This window comes from Paenibacillus sp. UASWS1643 (assembly GCF_008693195.1).
Lineage (GTDB): Bacteria > Bacillota > Bacilli > Paenibacillales > Paenibacillaceae > Paenibacillus > Paenibacillus amylolyticus_B.
On sequence record NZ_VXKZ01000114.1, the window covers coordinates 62,573 to 88,130 of the forward strand.

Sequence of the window (25,558 nt, forward strand, 5' to 3'; positions counted from 1 at the left end):
TTTACCTAAAATAAGGTATGAGTAGTAACGTACCTAGAGGTCTATAACATATGGAGGTAGCAACACGATTAACCTCACTTCCATCATAGATTGGTACTATATTACAACAAATTAATAGGATTGAAAATATTTACACAAAAAGAAGCCACCTCCCTGGCCTTCCCCAGTTCAGTGACTCCTTTTCCAAACCCTATTCTAACCCTACATTCAACTACTCCTTAACAGCACCAACCACAATCCCCGTTACAAAATAACGTTGCAGGAACGGATACACTAACAAGATCGGAAGTGCACTGATAAAGATCTGCGAAGCCCGAATCGTCCGTTGGGACAGGTTCTTCACCGCTTCTGGATCAAGCTTCGACATGTCTGCCTGCACGATGATCGTCTGCATGAAAGTCGCAAGTGGCAGCTTTTCCGCATCACGGATGTAGATAATCCCATCAAAGTATGCGTTCCAATGCCCAACCATCATGAAGAGCGAAACCGTTGCAATAACAGGTACGGAGACCGGCAGATAGATTTTGATAAACGTCTGGAAATGTCCTGCCCCATCGATAAATGCAGCTTCCTCCAGATCCTTCGGAACGGTACGGAAGAAATTCAGCAACAGTATGATGTTGAACACCGCAACCAATCCCGGCAGGATCAAGGCCAGCAATGTATTCATTAGACCCAGCTTCAGGATCAGGATATACCCCGGAATGAGGCCACCGCTGAACAGCATCGTGATGACAAAATACCACAGATAGATGTTACGAGCGCGGAACACCCGCGTCTCTTTGGAGAGTGCATAGGCTGCAATCGTATTGACGATTAACGCAAGTCCTGTACCCAGTACCGTCCGCTCCACGGATACCCACAAGGAGGAGAGGAAGTTGGTATTGGCAAATGTTTTTGCATACGCCTCCAATGTAAATCCAATCGGCCAGAACGTGACGAGACCAGCGTTCGCAGGTGCAGATGCGCTAAGAGATACCATGAGCAAGTGATACAAAGGCAGCAAGCAGAGCAGTGAAAGCAAGGTCAGTAACACATTGTTGAATATGCTAAATATGCGGTAAGGCATCGTTTTATGATACATTCGTTCGTCCTCCTCTCTAGAAAATTCGGTATCCGGCGAATCGGTAAGCCAGTCGGTACGAGATCACAATCAGGATCAGGCTGATGACCGATTTGAACAGATTCACAGCGGTAGCGAAACTGAACTGCCCACTAAGCAGACCTTCTCTATACACAAACGTATCGATAATATCGCCTTGTTGGTAAATCAACGGGCTATATAAGTTAAAGATCTGGTCAAAGTTGGCGTTAAGCACATTCCCCAGTGCCAAGGTTGCAATGACGATCCCAATCGGAATAAGTGCCGGGATGGTAATATACATCGTTTGCTTCCAGCGTCCCGCTCCATCCACTTCAGCTGCTTCATAAAGTGCTGGGTTAATGCCGGACAATGCCGCAAGGAAGATGATGGTGTTGAAACCAAACTCTTTCCAGACATCACTCGCAATAATCGTGAATCGGAACCAGCTGCCATCCCCCAGGAAGAAGATCGGCTTGATGCCGAATACGGATACCAGGAACTGATTGACAATACCCGTCTGGGCCAGAATGTCGATCAGGATACCGGATAACGTTACCCAAGATAGAAAGTGTGGTAGATACACGAGCGTTTGAATCGTTCTTTTCAGCGCCATCTTCCGTACCTCGTTAAGCAATAAGGCAAAGACAAACGGAATGATCAGATTCATGACGATTTTCGTACAAGCAAAAAATAGCGTGTTCCACGTAATTTGCAGGAAGTAATCATTTTCCCACATGTACCTGAAGTGCTTTAGCCCTACCCATTCGGAATTGAAAAATCCCAGTGCAGGTTTATAATCCTGAAATGCCATCAAAATCCCGGACATCGGAATGTATGAAAATATAAAGACCATAATGGCCGCCGGCAACACCATGAAGTGCAGAATCCATGGCTGTTTATAGCGTTTTTTTCTCTTTTTTTCCAGCTTGTTCCCAACGTTTGCCTGCGGGACCCGCTTACCCTCCAATTTAGCCTCCATAGCACTGCTCCTGTTCCCAAAAAAAGTTTTTGTGTGTGATGGGGTTCTCTGATATAAATAGTATCAAGCTATACAGAGGTCTGCTATATAACATTGTTAGGCTTGATAGTGTTTTGTTAGGGCCATCCTAGAAGAAGTTGTTTACACACGAATTAGAAGGAGACTTTTTATGTATATATGGAAGCGCTTCATGCCTTTTCAAAATAAAACCAGATCCCGATTCAGTCTGTTTGCCAAAATAAACTTGTTAATTGTGGTCTTATTCATCCCCATTCTGATCATGTACACCTACTCGAATAACGTCACCTATGATGTCGTCAGCAAAGAATTGCAGATCTCCAACACGAAACAGCTCACGTTCTTGTCCAGTCAGATCGACTCCCGTATCAATCAGATGATGGATTTCAGCCTGATTCTCTCCCGTGATCCGAATGTCAGAGCCTTCAACGGCCTGAACATGTGGGATGATCGATATGACCGGATGCAGACCCGTTATGTGATTCAGGAGAAGATGACGCTTCAGACGAGCGTTACCGATATATGGCCTACCCGATATGCGGTGTATTCACAGCAGAATGAGGATGTCATCGCCAACTACAACCGAACTACAGGATATGATGAGGCGTATTTGAAAAAAAATATGAGCGGACAATGGACCTATGGGGACCAAAGTGCGGAATCACAGGATGAGATGAAATCCTTCTACTGGTTCTTTACGGACTCCCTTGCCCAACCTGGAATGCTCACTGGAAGCAATCTGGTGATTGAAGCCAGCTTCAGCTATGAGAATATTCAGAATATGCTGGATACGTATAAAGCAGGTGGACAAGGTGATCCTTTCTTATATCACAAAGGAAATGCACCCATTCTGAATCGCAGCGCGGACAAGCAGTTATCCGCAGCACTTACTCAGTATCTGGATACGCACTCGCCAGAGGATACCACACAGGACGTGGTCGAACTAAACGGAAAGAAATATCTGGTTAGCTCCGTAAAGTCCACCTATCTGGATTGGCATCTGGTTGACGTCATCCCGCTGTATCAGATTTTGAAACCCATCTCGCTCAGTCAGAATCTGTTCTACACCAGTATGATTTTGCTACTCGTTGTGGGCATCTCGGCTTCCATCCTGCTGTACCGGAATGTCCAGTATCCAATCAAACAGCTGATCAAAGGCTTACGCCGCGTTGAGCAGGGTGATTATTCTGTTCGACTGCATAGCAAAAACCAGAATGAATTCTCATTCCTGTTCTGCCGATTCAACGATATGTCCCATCAGATTCAGGATCTGATCGAGAATGTGTTCCATGAGAAGATTAGAGCCAGGGAAGCTACGCTGAAGCAATTACAGGCGCAGATCAATCCGCATTTCCTATATAATTGTCTTGGCTACATCATCAACATGGCCCAGATGAAGGACGAGCAAGCCGTGGTCTCCATGGCGCATAACCTTAGTGCCTATTATCGCTATACCACCCGTATGGAAAAAGAGACATCTTCGCTTCAGGAAGAGATCAAGCTGCTGATCAACTATCTGGACATTCAAAAGCTGCGCAATGGTCGGATTGAATATCACATTGATATACCTGAGGACATGCTTGCCAAGTCGGTGCCGCGATTAATGCTTCAGCCGATGGTCGAGAATTCTGTCATACACGGCGTGGCGAAGTCCTATTCTTCAGGGGAAATCCGAATTACCGGGGAGCGCAAGAACGGTTTTGGCAGAATATACATCGACGACGATGGCCCCGGCCTAAGCTCGGAACAGTACGAAGCGCTGAACTTGAAGATGCAGGAACCACTGCAAGAAGAAATGGGCTGCGGCCTTTGGAATACGAACCAACGAATCATGCACACATTCGGAAGCCATTCCTACCTCCTATTCGGCCCATCCCCGCTTGGCGGATTCCGAACCGAAATCATCTGGGAGATATCAAAAGAGGACAACGATTCCGATAAAGGTAATACCGATAATATACGTTGACTATTTGATTTTGAACGAACCATTTACACGTGAACGCAGAGGACAGAAAAAACCTGAAGAAGCAAAGCGTTCGCCTTTCAAGCACCATTTTAACCTTATATCAATTAAGTCAGAAAATGGGGCTTGAACAGCGATCGGAAGGTTGTTCTGTCATCGAAGTGGCAAGTATAAATATGCCTTAGTTCAACCACCAAGGGAGACATTATAATGCAAATGATGATCGTAGACGATGAAGCACACTGGGTCGATAACCTGTCCATGACCAAGCCCTGGCATACGCTGGGGATCGAACAGGTGCATAAAGCATACTCGGCACACGAAGCACTACAAATGATCGACACCCACCCCATCGATATCGTGATCTCGGACATCCAGATGCCCGAAATGACAGGCATTGAACTAATCGAACGCATCCGCATCCGGGACAAAAAAATAAAATGCATCCTGTTATCCGGGTATTCCGAATTTGATTACGCAAAAAAAGCCATCCAGTTCGAAGCCGTAGACTATCTGCTCAAGCCCCCGACTGACGATGAATTAATGGGTGCTGTTCAGAAGGCCATCGATCAATTGAACAACGAATGGGAAATTGTCAGTTCACTGACACGAACGCAGTTTACGTTGCGAGAGAATCTCCCCCATTTGCGGGGTCGACTACTCCTAGGAGCTTTGCAGGGACAGCGAATCGCCGCTGCGGAATGGGATCGGAAGCTCGCCAATTACGCTCTGCCCTTTCATACCGGGGATGCCGCATTAATGTTGGTACGGTTGGAAGAAGAATTCGGACACTATGACAGCAATGATCAGACCTTGATCGAATATGCGATCATCAACATGGCGGAAGAGATTATGGGTGAGTTTATGGAAGTGTGGGGCGTGAAGGAGGAGCACGGATATCTGGTGTTTTTACTTCAATTTAAAGATCGGAAAGGCGATATTGGCAAAGAAACCATGCTGGAGAAGCTGTCCATTCAGCTTCAATCCAAAGTAAAACAATTTCTGAAAGGCTCCCTCTCCATCGTTATCACCGAGTGGTTCACCTTCCCGGAACAGATTTACGATCGCTTCCGTCAGGCTTCGGCCTATTTCCGGCAGATCGTTGGCGACGAACGCGAATTTGTCATGCGTGTGAGCGATGTCGAGACGCCTGCAGCGCAAGGTCCACTCGACGTGTTGTACACCCCGCCCACCTTCATTAGCCTGTTGGAAAGTGGACAGTGGGATGCCGCCGAAGAGAAAATCCTCGCAGTCTGCGCCGAGTTGGATGAGAAATGGTCGGAATCCTGGGAACATTGCATGGAGGCAGGTTTTCTTATTACAGCTTCATTCACTAATATTGCTCACCGAAACAAGCTGACCCTGACCACTTTAATGGGAAATGATGTCGAGGATTTACAAAGTGGCGAAGTCTTCGCTACCATCAGCAAACTGCGGAAATGGTCGCTCAGCGTGCTCGGTAAACTCAAGGAAGGCACATCCAATGAGATCAAGGATATTCGTTCGGATTATGTGAAGAAGATTCAGGATTTTACAGATAAGAACCTGCATCTGGATGTCTCTTTGCGTGTATTGGCTGACCATGTCAATCTGCACCCGACCCATCTCTCCAAAATCTATAAGATCGAAACGGGCGAAGGCATCAGTGATTACATCTCGCGCCTGCGTATGGATCGGGCCTGTCACAAGTTGGTGACAACCACCAAAAAAGTATATGAAATCAGTATGGAGATTGGCTATATGGACCCGGCTTATTTTATCAAAGTGTTCAAGCGTCAATTCGGCGTTACGCCGCAAGAATATAGAGACCAGCATAAATAACATGACTGAAAACCGTTCTTTTGGAACATTCACTAATAGAGTCCTATGGAAACTAACAAACTCATATAGATGCCCTCCCGCCCAAATTGGTACAGTTACATTGTAGAGGTTGTTCAAAAAGTCCGCTTTTGATTACGAAGGATGCCTAGCGGCATCATAAGCATCGAATATGGGATTCAACCGAAATAAGCGGGAGGCTTACGAAGTATGTTTCCTTTGGAAACATTGTAGTTGCTCACGTAGCTCTATCTACGCTCCGCTACTCCATTTCTAGCTTCATCCCATCTTCTCGGTACTGAAAACCGGCCTTTTTGAACACGCATTTATAAAGATCATACACCGTAGGGGGATTGAACAATGATCAAATTCAAAACATGGTGGTCACTGCTCATGGTTATCGCGCTCATCACGATCACTGCGTGCGGCAGTGGCGAGACAGCCAGTGACAATGGTACTAATACGCCGGGAACTGTCGGCTCAGCTGAAGCAGAAGCTGCTTTTGCCAAAGGAAAATATGACCCACCGATCGAGTTCAGTTCGGTATTGATGCCGAAGAAATACGTGCAAGGAGATACCAAAGAAAATAACGTGCACGATCGCTGGATGCTCGAAACGCTGGGTATGAAACATAAAGATACCTGGTATCCGGCCAATGACGATCAATACAGACAAAAGCTGCAATTGGCTATCGCCTCTGGCGAGAAGCTGCCAGATTTCGTCACCGTACCCACCAATGCGGTACTGACCAATCAGCTGATTGACTCCGGTCAATTCATCGCCATCGATGAGTTGTTCGAAAAGTACGCGAGTCAGACCCTGAAAGATCACGCAGCAGCACATCCTGAACTGTGGTATCCGTTCACCAAGGATGGCAAAAAGTACAACATGCCGATCATGGAGTACACCGATAACGACGATACGCTGCTCTGGCTCCGCGAGGACTGGATGGAGAAGCTGAACCTGGAAGCTCCAAAAACTATCGCAGACCTTGAGAACATCATGGACAAATTCAAAAACGAGAACCCGGACGGTCTGTCTCCAGACAAAGTATTCCCGCTGGCAATCTCACTGAAAAATAACACCAACACCTGGATGGGTCAGCTCGACTGGTTGTTCGGTGCATACGGTACAATCGAGGAGCAATGGAACAAAGACGCAAATGGCAATCTCGAGTACGGCTCCGTTAACCCGGGTGCCAAACAAGCTCTTGCCAAGCTGGCTGAATGGATGGATAAAGGCTATATCCACGCTGACTCCGCTCTGTGGGACGAAGGTAAATCCGCTGAAAGCTGGACAGCTGGCAAAGCGGGCATTCTGCCTGGCGCAAACTGGGTACCGGACTGGCCTGCACCTGACCTGCTGAAGAACGTACCTGGATCAAAGTATAAAGCTTACCCTGTTCCAGCTGGCCCAGACGGCAAGATCGGTACGAAGTGGCAGAACTCTGGTGTTAACGCAAGTATCATGATCAACAAAGATGCGAAGCATCCAGAAGCCATCTTCCTGTATTACAACTACTTGCTGGATAACCTGGCTAACCCGAAAGCGGGCAGTGAGTATGAATACGGCTTCGCCAAAGGTTACGATTGGGATATCATTGACGGACAACCGACCAGTGACAAAGAGAAGATCAAAGACTTCTCCAACGAATTCCCTTTCCTGACCGGCCCAGCACGTATCCCGGATCTGTACATGAAAACACTCGTGAAGCTGGCCAACGGCGAGAAGCCTGAAACACCGTACGAGAAACAAATGGCCGAATTCCGTAAACCGGAAAACTGGTATGCTGGTAAAGTCGTGATGTCCCAGATCGACATCCGTAAACAAAACTATTTCACTGGCGCTGCAACACCAACCATGGTATCCAAATGGAACCTGCTCCGTCAGTCCGAGATGGAAACGTTCAACAAAATCATCTACGGCAATCTGCCAATTGATGCCTTTGACCAATTCGTCTCCAACTGGAAATCCAATGGCGGAGATCAGATCACGCAAGAAGTGAATGATTGGTTTAAGTCGGTAAGTGCGAAGTAAGAATTAAAGAAGTAACACGGATCAAAATAAAAGAATAGAAAACAAGCCGAAGCGTGCATTGCCATCGCTTCGGCTTGTTTTTCTATATCTGGTTAACCCAGCACTTTAAAATACAGGAACTTCAACAGAATCTGTGCCCATAACTCTTTTTCCATCTTTCTCTTCTGATCCGACCTCAATACCAATTTTCAATGACTCAGAGGTGAACATTCCCTTTTTATCGGGACTTAATTCGATCACAATCGTTCCAGTACCTCCGCCATTTGCTATATAATTTCGTTCTCTCCCAATCTCAATCATCGTTCGCCATGAAGATTCATCAGAAGAATTCATCCAGGTGGACACATACTCAGCAGGCTTTAACTTCGATTGATGTTCAGGATAACTGCTGGTGATGCTTGAGACACTCCATTGATCAGGGATATAAAATGCAACACCACCCCAGTCAGCGGGGTCAATCTCTACATGCGCTACTATTTTGATATGATCAATATGATCCTGCTCACCCTCAACGAATATCGATCCTTCTGTCATTGTCTTTAAATTCGTTGATTTGGCATCCAGATCAAAGTTTTTGACTTGAATGATATTCTCATTAACCACTGGCTCATTGGCTTCGTTTTTATTGGTATTCAAAAAAAGCAGAATAAACACAATCGCAATAAACATAAAAAGCACGATTAAGTATTTAGCTCTTTTTTTCATAATAACCATACCTCGCTTCTACCCTTGTTTCTTTAAGCTTAACACATACTCAAAGCCCTCCTTCCCTTAATTTAGAATTTGGAAAAGTAGAGCATTAAAACTGGAGCGGAAGCGCTAGATTCACGCTTCCGCTCCAGTTTTTAAGTTAAGATCTAGGCAGCTTCCCCTGACTTATGGGTTCGCATTAGTCGATCAAGCCTCAGTATCGGTCTCCTCTGGCATCGACTGACCCAGCAAGGATACTGTGAGCTGAATGCCATCTCGTAGTCCCTGCATATACAACCTCTCATTTTCTAGGCTTTTGCTGACAATATAACGATTCTCCCACTCGGTATATTCAGGTGTTTGCTCGACATCTTTACCTGCGAACAAAACTTCAAATGCTTCGTCTGTTCCCCTACGTACTCGACTCAGTTCAGGATAATGTTCAATCCGGGCAGTCACCTCATCCAGCCTTGCTTGAATCGCTCGTTGCATCCACAGTGGAAAATTCATTGCTTCTCCTCCCCTATATGTACCGTACTCATCACCGTACCACTCGACTATGCTTCGCCCTCATTTCACTAACTCGTGCCACCAGTTCGTCCACCCTTCGGCTCTGTTCCTGAACCTCAGGGTTCTCCCACAACGGAATCGCTTGCTTCAAGGATGCCTCACCAAGCTGATTAAGCTTGCGCCGTTCCTCTTCCAATAAGTCAAGCAACCGGCTCATACATGCACCTCTCTGATGGGTCTAAACTGCGTCATGTCTTGTTAATGCTAGACATGAGCAGTCAATTTTAATGCGAATATCTATACCCGATGTTTAATACTAATATTTTTATCTAATCCAAATTTTAAGATAAATCATGATTGCTTTAATGCGGCAATCGAATTAAAAATAAAAAAACACCGATATAAACTTTCGGTGTCAATAATAAGACCAACTCTCAGCTTCCTATTCTAACCTCACAGTCACGGCAAATTCACTGGTCTGTTAAGAAACTTCTCCCCCCTCCAACCAAGGCTTTAAAAAGCTCCTACTCGATTCTCCATTAATCTCATCCTCAACTTTCAAATATGTTTTTTTTGTTTGGTTTGGTTTGGTTTGGTTTGGTTTAGGGGTTTTGTATAACGTTCCCGTATTCACGACTCGACGTATGTCGAGTGTACAGCGACGCCGGACCCAGGGCGTATGCCCGCAGCGTGAATATTATGTTATCCGATGCACCTATTTCACTTTATTCTTTTACATCACGAATTTATCTTTACATTTACAATATATTATTCGAGGATGTATCAATAAAATAAAGCATTATTTTCTTTAAGACCTTCTCGAAAAACTCTTCTATTTTATCTGAAGATTCAATTTCTCGAGCATAATGCATTGGAGTGTTTACTACATTCTCAACAGCTAAACGATTCTTAGACCATCCTAATTCTTTCTCTAAAACTTCATCTGGTGAGACACCTTTTTCTAATGCATTTACTATTTTTTTAGAATTCAAAATAGAAATGATTGCAGCTTGTGTCGTCTCTTCTCTACTATCAATAGTAGTAACTAAACGATCAATCCATTTTGTATTTAAGACTACAGCCGAGAAATACGTTTGTAGCAAGTAAGCTTGCTCATCTTCTGTAAGGGGAAAATCCTCATTGTATACTACTTTCTCAAGCTCATCGTAAAGGAATTGCTTTAAAGAAAAATAAAATTCCCAGTGTTTAGACGTCAGATAACCATTATCATGAGATTTGAGACGCTTTTGCATATAAAGATGATCCAGGAATGTATCTTTTCTATAATTTTTATTTATATCTCTAAAATTCACATTTTGTATTTTGTTCCGAGAAATCAATTTTATTTTTTCAAGATATAAAATTGCTTGTTTCTCCTCTAAGTTCCCTTTTTCTAACTTGATAGGATTTTCTTCATTTAAAATATAAAATGCAAGAAATTCTTTTAATTGATTATCAATATATTCGCGTCCTTTTTCATATTGCTTTTTAATTGGTTTTATATTTGGAATGGCTAACTTTTTGAACTCATCTTTTCTTTGAACTTGTTTTAGTGTTAATAATGATCTTTCTTTCGAAAGACTTCTTAACTCATCTTGAAAATCAGATAAGATTTTTTGAGCGTCATTTTGCAGATCATTAATGTCATTTTTCATATCAGATTCAATCAATGAGAATGTGTCATCAGGTTTAGAGACACAATAGATGATATTTTCTCCAATAAGTAATTTTCTCATTTCAAAAATTGATTTTGCGAATTCAACTTTGTTAGATGAATTCATCACAAGCATAAATAAGTTCGCTTTCCAACTTTCTTCGTTTAGTATTTCAACATCTCCTGAGATCCCTTCAGTATCAGTAACTAAAAGCTTAAAAAGATTATTCTTAATCAGAATATCTTTCACCCAATCAGCAGCCTCTATTTCTATTTCAATGTACTTAATTTGATCTTTTATATCATTTTTCTTTTTTAATAGATCATGAAGTTGAGGTAAAATATTCATTTCATACATTGTAGGAGTTTTTTGTTCATCTTTAAATGTAATTTTAATCCTTAATTCTGTTTCTTTTTCAGTCAAAATCAACTTCACTGGAACTTTTGTTCCATCGGCTCCAACGCTGCTTAAGCCAATTAATTCTTCTGGTTTTTTCGCAAACCTTGTAAGTAAAATCGACTTCCCAGTCCGTGCTCGTCCAACAATCGAAATTTTGTATTCATACATATGAAAATATTCTCCTCGTCTTTTAGGATGCTGGCGCTCAAATGACTCTCTTTCTTTAAACATTATAATTTGAAGCAATTTTTATCTTGATAGGCTTCTTACTTTTTTAATTTAATCTTCTTCAGATTTCAAAAATCTTCTGGTGTTTCGGATAACGTTCCTGTATTCACGACTTGACGCATGTCGAGTGTCCGGCGAATGCTGGACCCAGGGCGTATGCTCGCAGCGTGAATATTATATTAGACGAAGTTATCTTTGTGCTTGAATATTATTTATTTCAAGGAATTTTTCGAGGGACTTAGGAAAAATAGACTCTCTAAACTCAGTGGTTTCTTTAATTACTCTCCATATCTTTGCGCTATTTTTATCATTTGAATCGTAGCCTAGAACAGACTCAAGTTTAGGAATGTTAAAATGTATTTTCTCAAAAGAGGCTTCTTTAATAAGATTCCAATTTGTAGTTACCATCCCCCTTTTAGTTTTTTGACTTAATGGTTCACCTTTTGAGTTTAAAACGCAGATATTTTCTAATTCAGCATTGTAAATATCATTCTTTTTCAGTTCTTCAATTGTTTCAAAAGAGAGTTTTTCTATAAAATTTTCTTCAAAATCAAAGTCATTGATAACAAAATAATCTATTCCTAAGTGTTTGCACAATTTAATTAAAATTAATGCAGTTATCTTTCCGTGATGAGGAATTATAGCAATATTATTGAAATTCAAATAAGTTTCTGAGTATTTATAATCTCCAGTGAGTTCAAATATTTTTCTTCTAATAATCTCTTTATAAGTCATTAGATCATTTGGGCCTTCTACAAGTAAAACTTTTTTGCTAAATAATATCTTATTTAAGTTCGGCTCAATCAGTTTGATATAATTATTGTAATCATCAATTTCAGAAAGAAATTCTTCTTCAGAATGCAGCTCATCAAAAATTTCTTCGTCCCCTTCGACTTTTAAAAACTCGCTATTATGTTTGTTATATTTAAGTACTGTTTGCTTACTATCTTCATCAAATTCAAATCTAATTAATCCTCTAGTATCAAAGATATCCAGCATTTTATCAGAATGAGTAGTATAAATTACTTGATGGCCTTTCTCAGCTAAACCACAGAGAACAGTTTTATAAAAATATTCTTGATGATTCTCATGTAAAAAGCTTTCCGGTTCTTCAAATAAGAAGAGGCACTTATCAGTCTCATTACTTTCTGCAATCGCTTGAATAATAGCCATGACAAACATAGAGATATAGCCATCTCCAAAGTGGCTAATCGGCACAAGATTTTTCATATCACCATTAAGACCGACTTTAAACATCATTTCTAAAAATATATCCTCATATTCAGGCAATCCAAATTCAATATGACACTGAGTTTGTCTTAAATTATTTGAATAATTTATTTGTATCCTATTCAAAAACTCATTCAAACTAGAGTCAGCGATTACTTTATCTGTAGAGATCTTTACCTCTTCTTTAAATTGATCTTTTTTATCTGACATAATACCATCTTTATGAACTATGCTTTTAATGTGCTTAGCTAAAAATGAAGATAAGTTTCCCCAACTTGTTTTCTTTGTTGATATTTCTTTTTTTATTTCATGAAAATTTATGTAGAATATTTTAAAATATTTAACCCCTCCAAATGAGGTATACGATTTTTTCTCCCGCTTTGCATCATCATAAGAGTTAATTCTCGCACTCTCTATTTCATACCCATCAAGTTCAATATCTAAATAATGATAGCCGGTAAGGCTTGCTATCTTGCGATCTGTTTTATATTCGCTACTACTATTCATTTTTGTTGCTATGTAAGGAACATTATCATAGTTACGATTGTGAAAATCATTAATTGTAAAGGTTTCTTTATTAACATACTTTTCTGTTATCCCATACAAAATCGAATTTAAAAAATTTGTTTTTCCCGCATTGTTATAACCCACTACAGCTACTGGTTTTTTATAATCCTCTCGTGGAAAGCGAACTACAGTTCTTTCTCCAAAAGATCTATAATTTTTAATCATTATATCTTCTATGCGAATATAGCTCATATTACTTCGCTCCTTTTTGTCAGAAAGATAATTTCGTCTAACGTTTCTGTATTCATGAACCCCGGAGGGGTTGTCTGCTGTAATCCCTCTCCGAAATCCTTCCCGCAGACCAAGGCTCCGAAGGAGACGCTTCTTGAATATTATGTTATATGAAGTTCCGTTCTTCGTAGCGTCACTTTAACTTCAGTCAATATCTTGGTTTCTAAGCTTTATGGTTAAATTATTCTTTAAAATTTCTCTTTACTGTCTTTGATTTCATACAATTCTTTTCCAATTCTTTCGATTCGTCTATTACCGATCTTTCCATTAATCAATATAGCCATGATAGTGTTAATCCATTTCATCACTTTTGATCTTTCAGGTGTCCTTACATTTTCCTCATCTTCTTCGTTTAAAGAAACATTTTCTTTGACTTTGAGTTTTATTTCTTTAAGTCTATATTCGCCATTTGGGAATATTTTTTCATCAGTTAATACGTCCATGAATTTTTTATTATATGCTTGTGTCATTATTTGTTTCAGCTCCTTAGTTTTTTTATTCATGTGTAGCTACTAGATTTTCGGAATTTCCTATAACGTTCCTGTATTCATGAACCCCGAAGGGGTTGTCTGCTGAAATCCCTCTTCGAAATCCTTCCCGCAGACCAAGGCTCCATTGGAGCCGAAACTTGAATATGATGTTATGTGGAGTACCGAGCTTCTTGAATCTACTTACAATTGATCTTTTCTGTATTTATTTATGTGCTCTTCTATTGTCTCTCTTGCTTCTTCATATGTTCTAATCACTTCATCCACTTCGTTTTTTAATTCTTTATGTTCTTTCCAATATTCTTTCCCCACCTTGAATACCGAACAAAATAAATCGCCTGTATACAAATCTCCTGATCTTAATGAGTTCTGTATTAATCTCTTCCAGGACTAGAGGTAAAAGAAAAGTTAGACTCATTTGTTGCCCGATCAATAGTATACTCTTCTATGATACTGTAATAAAAATCATCAGCTGTACTCGGATTAAGATCTTTAAATCTACTATCTAAATAAATAACTAGGTGGTCATTATCTATGAATTTTAATTTTTCTATAAACTCAAATACCTCACCCACATAGCATAAGAATTTATACTTAGTACTTTCAAGGCTAACTCCTTTATTACGCACAATGTTGTTCAAAGTAGCTTTTCCTGTTCCTGCCTAAAATGCTTTCATATCATTAGTCATGTTAAACTCTCCTTTAATCTAATGGTACTAACGTTAATCTAACACTCTGCTTCCTAGGATCCTTATAAGGTACTACTTTGATCTTAACCTTAATCGTCTTTTTATAGGCAGCTAATCCAATAATAACCATCGGATTCCTATTCTCAAAGAACTGTCGATATCTATTATCAATAACTTGCTGTACTGCCCCATCGACATCTCTCTGCAAAGCTTTTTCACTGTTTGAACGTTTTATCTCAAACACATAATTTCTTTGCCTGCCGTTATTGTTAAGTGGCATTACAGCAATATCAAATCTACCCTTACCTCCTTCACGGTTAGATTTAACATCATGACTTCCTACCAATGATCCCAACAACCCGAGGATATACATGTGATAACTGTTCTCCCTATCCCGCTCTTCCACATCCCAAGTGCTAACACACTTTTCTAAAAGCTCGGTGAGTATGTTCTCCAACATTTCTTCGCTTCGAGAGTCCTCCTCTAGACTTCTAAGAACACGGTCCCACCTAACAGCATTATTTGGGACGACAATTAATTTATCCAGATTACTAATCCAAGCTTCCCTTACCTCATCATTAGGAATAGCCAGACCAATCATTCCTTTACCCTGAACAGTAAAGGTTAAATAACCAGCATAAAACGCATAGGTCAAAAAGTTATCTAACGAGTCTTTACGATCCTGATAACTGAAATCATGATTCAGTCTAACCACATGCTCACCACCAGTTATCAACTCGTGCACTGTAGATAACTCCTCAGACGTGAGATTGTTACTATACTTGATCCAATCAGTATTACCAGAATTAACCCAAGTACTTTGCTCAGTTTGTAAAAAGTCTCCCGAATCCGTTTTAATCATGTTTATAATACTCCAAGTGTTATACACGTTATGATTGCCTGAACTGTAGCTGTCATAACGTGCGATAGCTTCTTTCCAATTCTCATTCTTATCGAAAGAGAAGATAGCTGCAATTTCTTCATAGGTGAATCCGAAGATATCATCATAAGTGCTTTGCAAGAAGGTATCTTTAACAGCGTTATTGAAAGCACTTAATACGCTATTTGCAGCGAGAGGTAGTACGCCCGTCAATATAGCACGCTCAACAAAATCTGTATCCTTCAACATATTCACGAGAAAGCTTCTATACATATCCAACACATCACCGAAATACTTCGGGTCCCCATCCTCTTTCTCAGTTACTGATGCGGCATCTGCGAGAAACTTATCATACTCATCAACCAGAATAATAAGTTTCTTACCGGTAACCGTATAAATATAACGGAAGAAAAATGTGATAATATCCAACAAATGTTCGCAGTCGTCTAAAGTCTCGCCCTGCTCTTTAATTACCACATCATACTCCTTAACATACTTAGTAAACATTTCCCTATAGTTAGGATCCATCCGTATAATCTTAAGCTGGTTATACAAACTCTTATACAACTTATTCGGCTTCTTACCATTTACATCTTTAAATGTCAACAATATTGGAATAACGTGCCCATGCGCACCCACTAGTCCCGGTGAAGCGTTCTTGTAAATATATGTATCACCAAAAAGAAACTTCAAATCCTTGCTTTGAAAGTAAGACTTAACCATACTCATAATAGTGGTCTTCGAAAACCTACGCGGCCTAACTATCAAATTAATCTTAACTCCGCTATCCCACCACTTTTTTATGAAATGAGTCTTATCAACGTAGGTAAAGTCTCCCAACATAATTGATTGAAAATCAGACTCACCAGCACTAAACTTCGGTAAACTCTTCAGCTTACTGTCCTTATTAATTACTGTAGCGCTCATTACTTCACCCCCTCCCATCGATGGCTCTAAAGGGTGGTGCAACCTACACCACCCAAACAAACATCGATCAGATAGAAATTTCCAATTGTTCTACCGGAGGAACCAGTCTATCCCAATGCTCTTTAACATACATAAATCTTCATTGTTTAATTCGCAAAGAGGTTTTTTTCTTAATTTATGTACTTGAATCACTAGTGAAGAAGCAAAATTCGGTTCGCCCCAATACTCACCTTCAAGCTCTTCAAGGGTTTTGGTTAGATCTACTTGACGCATGATTTCACCCTCTTGAATAAATATTTTCAGGTATTTCATATAACGTTACTGTATCCACGACGTCCCTTAAGGCTGCCTCAGCAGCTGGCCGCGATGCGGTTAGTTGGTACGGATGTGTCCGCCCGGATCGCGTTTAGCTCGATCCGGGCGGACCGAGGGGCGAATGCCCCGAAGGGTGAATATTATGTTATCAGAAGTTGATGACTTCTTTGAATCTCTTTCACATACCTTTAACTTTGCTTCTAATAAATCCTGCTATTTCAGATGCTGTGAATAGAGTACCGTCAATATATCCGGTAGTTGGTCTGATTCCAGGTATTTCGGTATCATCTAGTCGAATTGGTAAAATATATTCTTCTCTTTCAGTAAATGCTCTCGCCTGAGCACTTTCTCTTTCATGGTTTGTCCATACTTTTTCTTTATAGTTGTTTGACAAAAACATCACGCAATATTTCGATTTTTTTCTATATATTTCATCTAAATGAGTATATAAGTCCTTTCCCCATAATGAAACAGTTTCATACATATCATAAAAAACCCTAATATTTGCTTTTCTCAATTGATCGGCAATTTCGTCAACTAATTCTCGATCTTCACCTGCAAAGGAAAATGCCACTTCATACTCGTAATATTTCATATCATAGTACTCCTCGACTTTAGAATAATTATTAAAATAACGACACTTATCAAATGGCACAATAAAAAAATTAGTTCGATTCGCATCTACAGTTTTGATCTTATATCTTTGACTTTGCATGGTGCCAATGGATAATGTATCATAATTCTCTTCATCCAAATGAATTATTAAAACAAACTCTTCACATAATTGTCTAAGCCACTCGTCTCCACCAATGATAAAAGAATACAGATGAATCGTTACACTATATCCTAAGTTTTCATATTCATCGTATTTCCGTAGCAAGGGAATTAAGCAATCAAATACGTGATTCTCATCTAGTGTGTAAATTTCCTCTTCTACAAAATCATTGTTGCTAAAAAAATCATTGATCGATAGATTAGGATTTTTTAAATTTCCACTACTTACAAGAAATCCAATACTCTTTGATATCTCTTTTTCGCAATCTGAATCAAGCAAACTTAATTTAAACTCCCAATACTGTCCAGGAAAAGTTGGTATTTCCTCAAGAAATCTAAAATCAGTTAAAAAGTCATTTTCAGTTATCTCTTTAAGTTGCTGCTTTAAGGCAAGTGCGTTAGCCTTAAATTCTTTGATGTTCATGTTTCTATGTCTCCTTAAAAAAGATTTCAGCACTTTCTGATAACGTTCCTGTATTCACGACCCGACGCATGTCGGATGTCCGGCAAATGCCGGACCAAGGACGAATGTCCGCAGCGTGAATATTATGTTATATGTTGCTTCCTGCTTCATTGAATTATCAGAAAACATCTATTCCCCCTAAATATAAATGCTAATTATAAAAGGGGCTTTGAATTAAAATTCGTATCTCCAAAGCATCAAATGATTATCTTTAACAATAAAGGTATACTCCGTCTCTGGTCTTCTTTTAGTCCTTATTAAGGTTTCATCAATACATTGATTTAATAGGACTAATTTTGAATATCTTTGTTCAAACAACATAGACATATTTATTTCCAATTCACTGATATATGAACGTATGTAGTCTTCAAATTCGTCTTCTTTAAATGTAATATCCTCTACGTCTTTGTTACTCATATATTCGAAGACGTCTTTCATATTTTTCAATTGCTTATTGTCTGAATCTGATAGTTTTGAGCTTATAAATTTCATGAATATCTTATTTTGTTCTGTGGGAAATAATAATTTTTCCACATTGAATTTTTTCATACTATTCTTTATGGCTACAGGAAGAGCAAGTAACAAAAAAGTTAAAATAGGAATGGGTAAAATCAAAAACAAACTATTTGATTCGTTCACGTTTAAATCCCATTTCTTTAAATACAAATAAATGTTGCTTTCAGTGCCTGCACTACACCAGGCAAAAAAACCTCCCACAAAAAAAGTTAGAATAACAGCATTCATAACGTTTTTATGAAAATTAACTTTAAAATCTTTTTGGAATATTTCTTGATTTAATAATAATTCTTTTGTCTGCCTTTCTTCCCTCATAACTTGTATTTCGTTCACCTTATATGCCTTCTTTCACAAAATATAGTTTGCTCAGAATAGTTTTCTAATGTTTTCAAGGAAGTTACATATAACGTTCCTGTATTCACGAACCCGAAAGGCTTAAGGCACCACGTAAGTGCCGGGTCGAAGACTTAGCCTTGCAGGGTTGTCAGCCTGACTCACTTCTTTGTATTAACTTCTGGATGATCTAGGGCCAAACGGCCCGCAGCGTGAATATTTTGTTATCCGAAGTATTCGACTTCTCGATTAATCTACAGAACTTTATTTCTTATTAGCTCTAATAACTAACAGAGCTTCTCTCAAATTATCTGCAACATCTCTTCTATTGAGCAATTCATAACTATCTCTATCTAAAAGCAACTCATAATCTAATGCGCCACAAAGCATATTAATTCGCCCATAGCCGGGGGCCATTGGAATAGCATTGCTCTTGCCCGGTGCCGCGTGTTTTGCCATATTCATTCTATATAATTCAACCAACCGATATACTGGTTCTAATTGAACCCAGCAATATTCAACTTCATCCCTAAAAGACTGTTCATCTCGATATTTCTCCAATTGTCTCCTTCGAGCATGTGATGTTATATTCATATCATCTTCATTATCAGCAAGTGATTTTAGTTTTAAATCTAACCCACCGTTTTTGAAAAGTTTAGAAAAATCATACTTTCGTTCCCGCCACATACGTAGAACTTCATATAATGCGAAAATCCACATTTGAGAGAATGCTCCTACAGTCATTGCTTCATAAGATGGTGTTCTCTCTTTCTCAAAATACGTTTTTAATAAGTCAGACTCGAATTGAGTAATGTTAGGGTCAATAATACCAATATTCATTGCCTGCATTCCAAGAAATAAATCATCTCTATAGAATGGGAGAGACCTAAGATCATTTGCTATTATTGAAAAGTCAATATCGTCAATTGGCAAGTAATCCCCACCATGCCTTATAATTACTTCTTTCATTAAAAAACCTCCTTTATGCTTTATCTTGTCTATTTTAGATTTATCGAGTATTTCGGATAACGTTCCTGTATCCACGACGTCCCACCGACTTAAGGCTGCGCCAGCAGCCTTAAGTCGGTGGGGATGTGTCCGCCTGATTCCACTCTCCTGACAATCTCCTTCGGGCGGACCGAGGAGCCGTCAGGCTCCGATGCGTGGATATGATGTTAGATGATGTCAGCCCTTCTTCGATATACTATCAAAATGAGTCTTTACTTCAGTATTATTTCTTTGATATTCCAATTTCCCATTTCATATATAGATTTACATCATCAATTGCGTCTTTTACTCGCCCTTCATTTTGATGATTTTGTTAAGCTCTTTTAATATTATTGGTTTCACCTTGTGTTTTTCCAGATTTTCTTTGGTTCTAGCTATATAGGCTAGTCCAAGAACGCCATTAGCTCTTATTGCTGGATCCGAATATTCTTGTAAGGGACGATATTTTCTTTCCATATTTCATCCGGAACTATTGTCTTTAGTCAAGCATTGGCTGATTCCGCTTCTCTGCTACTGAAATGCCCCTCTGACCCTACTTCTAACTTCGTGCCGAGCCACGGGCGAATGCCAGATGCGTGGATTTTGTGTTAGGTGACGTCATCTGCCTTCTCTGATTCACCCAAATAAATCTTTTCTATTTGTAACTTATACTTAATGTAGACCTCATGTAATTCTTCATTAAGATTAATGTCTAGAATCTTCGCTGTTTCAGAGATATTAATAATATCGTAATGGACGTTAAATGCAGCAGCCATCGGTGCCCATGTTGATTTCGATCCAATTATTAAATGTTCTTCGTTACGAGAAACGTAATAATTTGTATAAGTCAAGATGGAATTACCGTCGAAATGTATAAGTGAACTAGCTTCTTTATAAAGCGATTTATAATCTATTTCTAGTCTATAACTTAGCACTTCATCTAAATCCATTGTCATGTGGTCTCTTGCCTTTGCCATTGATAATAAATCAAGTTTTGTCCATTTCTTGTCAAATCTCTCCCCTTCAGACTCAGAGGAAAATCTTGCTTGCATTGATTTAGCTGCTAGCTTTAAAGTTTCTAAATCTAGTTCTGTAAGATTTTTTGCTAACTTCTGCTCAGTTATTGCTAAAGAAGATTTTAAATATTCACTAATTGGAATGTGAGCAATGAATGGCTGAAATCCATTTGATTCTTCTGCATGAATAAGATACGAAAAGACAATAGCTTGTTCCAATCTTACTCTCGCCAATGTAACAGCAGGAATTACAAAACTATTCTTAATTAAATATCTAATAGCTTGGCTGGTATTTTCCATAATGTACATCAAAGAAATAATGATACTACTATATTTATTCGTTTTCAGGTTCATCAAGGACATTCGACTATTAAATAATTCGTAAACCTCATCTGATAATTCTATTAAGCTCATTGCATTAGTATAATCAACATTCTTTTTCGTCATCTTTGCTCTCACTTTCGTTAATGTTTTTGCAAATGATTTCATCTAACGTTCCTGTATTCACGACCCAGCGTATGCTTGGTGTCCGACGTATGTCGGACCAAGGGCGTATGTCGGCAGCGTGAATATTATGTTATAGGATGTATCCGACTTCTTCGATAATGCTAATCTATTTAATCAACTAAATTAAAACATAGAAATACTTACTTCTTAACAACTGAAAGTTGTAATATTTCCAGATCACTTCTTAATGCTCTTTTAACAAAATTTGGTCTTGTATCTCCATCAAATGTTGTAATCACACGTTTTACAAAATAATCTGCTAAATCATACTCTTTGTACTTTTCATCGTTTAATATCTTATTCCCACTACATACACTTACTGTTCTCTTACTTCTATCGTATTTATCAGGTGCTATTTTCATTACTTTAGGATTCGGCGTTATTTTTTTCATTTTTTCAATTTGTTCTTTCAATCCTTTTGATTCTAACTTACTGTCTGATTCTTTCATCAATTTTGCTTGAATAAGAATTGCTTTCTTTATACTTTTTGCTGGATTCTCTTTATCTACTATTTCAGCAACGATTGATAAGTCAGCCCCATACTTAGACTCAGCAGAATTTTTCCCTCTGTCATCTATATTGGCCCCAAAAAACTCTATTTTATAGTTATCATCATTTATTACAGTACCTCGTAGATTGCCTAGTAATGTCGAGGTGTAATGTGATTCTTGGTTATTTTGCTCAGGTAATGTCTTTGAAATCGCATCGTTAACATAATTTTTAAGTGCTTCTCTTATGTATCCAGGAAAACTAAATGCATGTTTCATACTTTCTCCTCCATAATCTCGCTTTTATTATAAATATGATTTTTTAGGTGCGGATATTTCCTATAACATCTAATCTATGTACTTCGTAAACACCTCACATCCTGCCAGAGATATGAACTACGTATATGATAACCTATGCCGTGTTATTTGCGAAGAAAAAATTGGCGAAAAAGGGAGATTTGTTAGTCCTTTCAATTTCCCATATCCATACGATCCAATGAGCTTTTGAATACGCTGAATATTTTTCGTACTAACATGCGTATATCGCTGAATTGATCGTGCACCATTCATACGGAATGAAACAATCTACTTACAGATAACGGAAAATGCTGTTAGAATAAAACGAATGATAAAGTTGTTCTAATGCAACGGTACTGTTAGTAATACAAACATAAGGATGGGGTTTATTTGAATAACAAGAAGTTAATATTTAGCGTCATTACACTTTGTATTCTACTCATATTGGGTTTTATCAGGTGGGACAATCTTGAATCCAGCGCAGACCTTCATTATAAGTATGATCGATGGGCAGCTCAGAAATGGGCAGAGTTCTATCCGCCGCTAGCTGCTTCTCCCAACAGCATGGAGTTTCCACTAATGTATATGGATGAAATCCATCAGAATGATATAAATAAATATTTAGAAAATCAAGCTCTCATCGGAGAGTTAGTGAATAAGTGGATTGAAAGAACAAAGTTAACGGATGGATATATAGGTCTATTATTATTGAATATTCTGGTGGTCATTTACAGTTCTATTAAATTATTTATTTTGAGAGACAAAAAATAGGATGATCTTGATACCCCTTCAATATACAGTGACACAAGTCGCCAAAGGGCGAACTAACACAAAGACAGCAGTCCCCGATAAGGAACTGCTGCCTTTACTCCATTTAATTGACCCCACTTAGTACTATTGATATATAGAAGTCATCCACGAGCCTTTGTAATACATGGAATATCTATATTCAGCGTTTACCGTTCTAGACATACAAATGCCACCCCACAATAAAAGCAGCCAAGATGAAAGCCGAGATGCCAGACATGATGTACATCACCTTTTGCTTATTGCTGTAACTGCTCTTCCACAGGTTGTAAATAAGCAAGCCAAGATACGCTACTGCTAGAACCACATAAAGAAGGTTAAACATTAAATTGATCCGTATCGAAGAATGAGCGGGATAATTTGGAAGTCTCATGTGTATGATTAAAAGGTTAAAAGGAAGTACCGCACCTGCAACATTAATTGCAAGATGATATTTATTAAAATCTATCCGAGGATTTCCTCGTTTATTTCGTTTGTAAAGTAGTAGCATCCGGATAAAATAGACGAGCAAAGCTGTCACACTGAAAAGGATGGCTAGTATGACAGGAATAAAAGATATTACAATCAAGTTCACCTTCCATTTCGATACAGGCAAGTAATCCATGTAAGGAGTGAAGGAAATTTTCTCAACCACGCCATTATGCTCGACCACATTATACAGACTACTTAACTCAGCTTTTGAAAATTTGGTTATATCAAGTTGCCTGAATAAATCGGTAAATCTAGCGGCAGGCCGTCGTGCAGATTGAAAATATCCTCCCCCCTCTGAAGTAATAATATTAGAATTTACGTTATCGCCAAAAATCTCTTTGATAAGCCCATAATAATAAATTTCTTCGAAAGACTGATTTGTCATGACCACCATCCCAAATTTAGATGCGGGATCAAATACAAGTTTGCTGGAAAACCCTTTCAGATTCCCCTCATGCATCAGTGTAGGCACCCAGTATTCCATCTCAACGAACCCATGCGCAAATCGCGGAGTAGAGGTCCCGTCATAATATAGACTTGTAGACAACATTTCGTTCAACGTATCCCTGTTCTTAAATAATACATTGTTATCATCTACAGGCATCAACGCTGCAAGGAATTTGCCTAAATCTTCTGCTGTCCCAATCGCTGCCCCGGCAGGATAAAAGGTTACGTATCCTCTGTTCTGAGGGATCAGTTTCAAATCTTTTGTATACCCTTCAATCTCATTTCTTCTTTGTACTAGGTCTGGATGATCTTGTCCCGTTGGATGAATTGAAGTGTCGTTCATATGAAGCGGTTCGAAAATATGTTGATTGACATATTCATAAAAAGGTTGGCCACTTATCTCTTCCACGATGTAACCAGCTAGACCAACGCCGTAGTTCGAATAACCTACTATATTATTCGGTTTATAGATCTGTTTCGGCTCATTTCTACGCAGCGTTTCTCCTAATTCTAACGTTTCATCCACGGAGTAATAAAACACCTCGGCCGCTGTTTGATCTTCCCAACCCGCATTGTGATGCATCAGGTTCATTAGCGTAATCGGATCATCGTATTTCAGCTTTTTGAAAAATCCCTCTGGCGGATATTCTTGGATATCCGTCTCCAAATCAAGCTTTCCTTGTTCGACAAGCTGCATCACACTCGTATAGACCAACAGTTTCGAGATTGAAGCCCATTCAAACACAGTAGAGGTATCCGCCTTTCGCTGATTCTCTATATCTGCGTAACCATATGCCTTATTCACAATGGTTTCACCGTCTTTGATAGCCACAACCGAAACGGCAGCGGTATACTTCTCATACGAGGCTACATAAGCATCAATCGTTTCCTCTAAATTGGATAAAGGAATCCTGGATGGTGTAGTCTCAACCTGTTTCTCATCAGCGTGGGCAGGTACTGCTATTGCCATAATGATAAATATGTATGAAAGAACACAAGCGATTACTTTGTTAAACGTGCGATGTCCACGATTAATCTGCATTAGCTTCTCTCCTTTTATATTAAAATGTTAATTACATATTCTTGTTCTCACGTATGCGTTTTCAAATGAGTCCACATGAATCTAAATTATTCTCAAATGCAATTACACTCCATTCAGGAGAGAGGTATGAGAATTTCACCTTTCCAATTCACGATGTTTATCTCTTTGTCTTTCAAGAGGCACCAATCAATGATTTCACCTATCAATTTTGGCGTGATGAACTCATCGCTCCATTGCGGTGTTAGTACTCTTCTGTATCCTATATATTCTGTTGTCCAGCCTTCAAATTCTTCTCCGATGATGACTATATATGGGGGCTTGTTCTTAATACTGTATTGGCCCACTTCATAAGTGATGATTAACTTCTTATCTTCAGAAACGATATGTAATTTGATTATCCCTTCATCGTCAATATCCGGTTCAACATACCAATAAAATAATCGATTGGATCGAACGATTTTACGTTTATTTATATTTTTTTCTTACGCCCATAACTCACCTCACATATTCATTTTTCTTTTGATCGCAGCATTTGGTCATTTAACCAAGACACAGTTAGAGTAGCTTTGGGATCTTATATCAAATACCATACGGAGTTTAAAGAGTAGTACTTTTGTAGAAATCAATTACTCTATCAAAGATCTCGATCTCTCGTTTTTTTATGTCCGGTAATGTCTCGCTATGCTTTACAATATGATGTAC

23 protein-coding genes are annotated in these 25,558 nt (G+C 39.0%); 4 read left to right on the plus strand and 19 right to left on the minus strand.

Features of this window, described 5'->3' with window-relative positions; all coding sequences use genetic code 11:
- Positions 1–211 precede the first annotated feature (211 nt).
- Together FE296_RS22440 and FE296_RS22445 are read right to left on the minus strand one after the other, a co-directional pair.
- Positions 212–1,084 (minus strand): carbohydrate ABC transporter permease, encoded by an 873-nt coding sequence (locus FE296_RS22440; RefSeq protein WP_091015104.1) that lies wholly within the window; start codon positions 1,082–1,084, stop codon positions 212–214.
- Between the two features lie 16 nt (positions 1,085–1,100).
- Positions 1,101–1,958, minus strand: coding sequence for an ABC transporter permease (locus FE296_RS22445; RefSeq protein WP_179086446.1), 858 nt, complete (start codon positions 1,956–1,958; stop codon positions 1,101–1,103).
- A gap of 274 nt (positions 1,959–2,232) precedes the next feature.
- Here FE296_RS22445 and FE296_RS22450 point away from each other — a divergent pair, with 274 nt between their 5' ends.
- From FE296_RS22450 to FE296_RS22460, 3 genes are all read left to right on the plus strand, one after another.
- A complete protein-coding gene (locus tag FE296_RS22450) occupies positions 2,233–4,047 on the plus strand; it encodes a sensor histidine kinase (protein WP_150366393.1) in 1,815 nt (604 codons plus the stop codon).
- Positions 4,048–4,254: 207 nt separating this feature from the next.
- Positions 4,255–5,865, plus strand: a complete 1,611-nt coding sequence (locus tag FE296_RS22455) for a response regulator transcription factor (protein WP_150366394.1) — start codon at positions 4,255–4,257, stop codon at positions 5,863–5,865.
- A gap of 357 nt (positions 5,866–6,222) precedes the next feature.
- Complete coding sequence (locus FE296_RS22460; protein ID WP_150366395.1) at positions 6,223–7,899, plus strand: type 2 periplasmic-binding domain-containing protein; 1,677 nt, start codon at positions 6,223–6,225, stop codon at positions 7,897–7,899.
- 105 nt (positions 7,900–8,004) lie between these two features.
- Here FE296_RS22460 and FE296_RS22465 read toward each other — a convergent pair whose 3' ends face one another.
- The 16 genes from FE296_RS22465 to FE296_RS22530 all read right to left on the minus strand — a co-directional run bounded on the left by FE296_RS22465 (position 8,005) and on the right by FE296_RS22530 (position 22,071).
- The gene (locus tag FE296_RS22465) at positions 8,005–8,613 is read right to left on the minus strand and encodes a hypothetical protein (protein ID WP_150366396.1); all 609 of its coding nucleotides are present in this window, start codon (positions 8,611–8,613) and stop codon (positions 8,005–8,007) included.
- A gap of 183 nt (positions 8,614–8,796) precedes the next feature.
- Positions 8,797–9,099, minus strand: coding sequence for a hypothetical protein (locus tag FE296_RS22470; protein ID WP_150366397.1), 303 nt, complete (start codon positions 9,097–9,099; stop codon positions 8,797–8,799).
- Between the two features lie 31 nt (positions 9,100–9,130).
- Positions 9,131–9,316 carry a hypothetical protein gene (locus FE296_RS22475; protein WP_036610538.1) on the minus strand — a complete coding sequence of 62 codons (186 nt, stop codon included), beginning with the start codon at positions 9,314–9,316 and terminating at the stop codon, positions 9,131–9,133.
- Positions 9,317–9,857: 541 nt separating this feature from the next.
- Complete coding sequence (locus tag FE296_RS22480) at positions 9,858–11,384, minus strand: hypothetical protein (protein WP_190945450.1); 1,527 nt, start codon at positions 11,382–11,384, stop codon at positions 9,858–9,860.
- A gap of 186 nt (positions 11,385–11,570) precedes the next feature.
- On the minus strand, positions 11,571–13,370 hold the full coding sequence (locus FE296_RS22485) for an ATP-dependent nuclease (protein WP_150366399.1): 1,800 nt from the start codon (positions 13,368–13,370) through the stop codon (positions 11,571–11,573).
- A 227-nt stretch (positions 13,371–13,597) separates the two neighbouring features.
- A complete protein-coding gene (locus tag FE296_RS22490; RefSeq protein WP_190945452.1) occupies positions 13,598–13,912 on the minus strand; it encodes a hypothetical protein in 315 nt (104 codons plus the stop codon).
- A gap of 168 nt (positions 13,913–14,080) precedes the next feature.
- Positions 14,081–14,245, minus strand: coding sequence for a hypothetical protein (locus FE296_RS32925; RefSeq protein ID WP_190945454.1), 165 nt, complete (start codon positions 14,243–14,245; stop codon positions 14,081–14,083).
- Positions 14,246–14,271: 26 nt separating this feature from the next.
- Complete coding sequence (locus tag FE296_RS22495; RefSeq protein ID WP_150366401.1) at positions 14,272–14,538, minus strand: hypothetical protein; 267 nt, start codon at positions 14,536–14,538, stop codon at positions 14,272–14,274.
- Between the two features lie 61 nt (positions 14,539–14,599).
- Complete coding sequence (locus FE296_RS22500) at positions 14,600–16,393, minus strand: AAA family ATPase (RefSeq protein ID WP_190945456.1); 1,794 nt, start codon at positions 16,391–16,393, stop codon at positions 14,600–14,602.
- A gap of 90 nt (positions 16,394–16,483) precedes the next feature.
- Complete coding sequence (locus FE296_RS22505) at positions 16,484–16,705, minus strand: contact-dependent growth inhibition system immunity protein (protein WP_190945458.1); 222 nt, start codon at positions 16,703–16,705, stop codon at positions 16,484–16,486.
- Between the two features lie 181 nt (positions 16,706–16,886).
- Positions 16,887–17,906 (minus strand): toll/interleukin-1 receptor domain-containing protein, encoded by a 1,020-nt coding sequence (locus tag FE296_RS33520; protein WP_223868999.1) that lies wholly within the window; start codon positions 17,904–17,906, stop codon positions 16,887–16,889.
- A gap of 213 nt (positions 17,907–18,119) precedes the next feature.
- Positions 18,120–18,794 carry a hypothetical protein gene (locus FE296_RS22515; RefSeq protein ID WP_150366404.1) on the minus strand — a complete coding sequence of 225 codons (675 nt, stop codon included), beginning with the start codon at positions 18,792–18,794 and terminating at the stop codon, positions 18,120–18,122.
- Positions 18,795–19,058: 264 nt separating this feature from the next.
- Entirely contained in the window at positions 19,059–19,763 is a 705-nt protein-coding gene (locus FE296_RS22520) for a hypothetical protein (RefSeq protein WP_150366405.1), read from the minus strand.
- Between the two features lie 324 nt (positions 19,764–20,087).
- Positions 20,088–20,258 (minus strand): hypothetical protein, encoded by a 171-nt coding sequence (locus tag FE296_RS32930; RefSeq protein ID WP_190945460.1) that lies wholly within the window; start codon positions 20,256–20,258, stop codon positions 20,088–20,090.
- Positions 20,259–20,389: 131 nt separating this feature from the next.
- Positions 20,390–21,286, minus strand: a complete 897-nt coding sequence (locus FE296_RS22525; protein ID WP_150366406.1) for a DUF5677 domain-containing protein — start codon at positions 21,284–21,286, stop codon at positions 20,390–20,392.
- Between the two features lie 158 nt (positions 21,287–21,444).
- Positions 21,445–22,071, minus strand: coding sequence for a hypothetical protein (locus FE296_RS22530; RefSeq protein ID WP_150366407.1), 627 nt, complete (start codon positions 22,069–22,071; stop codon positions 21,445–21,447).
- Between the two features lie 408 nt (positions 22,072–22,479).
- Here FE296_RS22530 and FE296_RS22535 point away from each other — a divergent pair, with 408 nt between their 5' ends.
- Entirely contained in the window at positions 22,480–22,860 is a 381-nt protein-coding gene (locus FE296_RS22535) for a hypothetical protein (protein WP_150366408.1), read from the plus strand.
- Positions 22,861–23,053: 193 nt separating this feature from the next.
- Here the strand turns inward: FE296_RS22535 and FE296_RS22540 are convergent, their stop codons facing one another.
- Positions 23,054–24,856 carry a serine hydrolase domain-containing protein gene (locus tag FE296_RS22540; RefSeq protein WP_150366409.1) on the minus strand — a complete coding sequence of 601 codons (1,803 nt, stop codon included), beginning with the start codon at positions 24,854–24,856 and terminating at the stop codon, positions 23,054–23,056.
- Between the last annotated feature and the right edge of the window lie 702 nt (positions 24,857–25,558).

Coding starts and splice junctions, on each gene's coding strand:
- FE296_RS22440 (WP_091015104.1), bottom strand. CDS start 1,084: ATGTATCATAAAACGATGCCTTACCGCATATTTAGCATATTCAACAAT.
- FE296_RS22445 (WP_179086446.1), bottom strand. CDS start 1,958: ATGGTGTTGCCGGCGGCCATTATGGTCTTTATATTTTCATACATTCCG.
- FE296_RS22450 (WP_150366393.1), top strand. CDS start 2,233: ATGTATATATGGAAGCGCTTCATGCCTTTTCAAAATAAAACCAGATCC.
- FE296_RS22455 (WP_150366394.1), top strand. CDS start 4,255: ATGCAAATGATGATCGTAGACGATGAAGCACACTGGGTCGATAACCTG.
- FE296_RS22460 (WP_150366395.1), top strand. CDS start 6,223: ATGATCAAATTCAAAACATGGTGGTCACTGCTCATGGTTATCGCGCTC.
- FE296_RS22465 (WP_150366396.1), bottom strand. CDS start 8,613: ATGGTTATTATGAAAAAAAGAGCTAAATACTTAATCGTGCTTTTTATG.
- FE296_RS22470 (WP_150366397.1), bottom strand. CDS start 9,099: ATGAATTTTCCACTGTGGATGCAACGAGCGATTCAAGCAAGGCTGGAT.
- FE296_RS22475 (WP_036610538.1), bottom strand. CDS start 9,316: ATGAGCCGGTTGCTTGACTTATTGGAAGAGGAACGGCGCAAGCTTAAT.
- FE296_RS22480 (WP_190945450.1), bottom strand. CDS start 11,384: ATGTTTAAAGAAAGAGAGTCATTTGAGCGCCAGCATCCTAAAAGACGA.
- FE296_RS22485 (WP_150366399.1), bottom strand. CDS start 13,370: ATGAGCTATATTCGCATAGAAGATATAATGATTAAAAATTATAGATCT.
- FE296_RS22490 (WP_190945452.1), bottom strand. CDS start 13,912: ATGAATAAAAAAACTAAGGAGCTGAAACAAATAATGACACAAGCATAT.
- FE296_RS22500 (WP_190945456.1), bottom strand. CDS start 16,393: ATGAGCGCTACAGTAATTAATAAGGACAGTAAGCTGAAGAGTTTACCG.
- FE296_RS22505 (WP_190945458.1), bottom strand. CDS start 16,705: ATGAAATACCTGAAAATATTTATTCAAGAGGGTGAAATCATGCGTCAA.
- FE296_RS33520 (WP_223868999.1), bottom strand. CDS start 17,906: ATGAACATCAAAGAATTTAAGGCTAACGCACTTGCCTTAAAGCAGCAA.
- FE296_RS22520 (WP_150366405.1), bottom strand. CDS start 19,763: ATGAAAGAAGTAATTATAAGGCATGGTGGGGATTACTTGCCAATTGAC.
- FE296_RS32930 (WP_190945460.1), bottom strand. CDS start 20,258: ATGGAAAGAAAATATCGTCCCTTACAAGAATATTCGGATCCAGCAATA.
- FE296_RS22525 (WP_150366406.1), bottom strand. CDS start 21,286: ATGAAATCATTTGCAAAAACATTAACGAAAGTGAGAGCAAAGATGACG.
- FE296_RS22530 (WP_150366407.1), bottom strand. CDS start 22,071: ATGAAACATGCATTTAGTTTTCCTGGATACATAAGAGAAGCACTTAAA.
- FE296_RS22540 (WP_150366409.1), bottom strand. CDS start 24,856: ATGCAGATTAATCGTGGACATCGCACGTTTAACAAAGTAATCGCTTGT.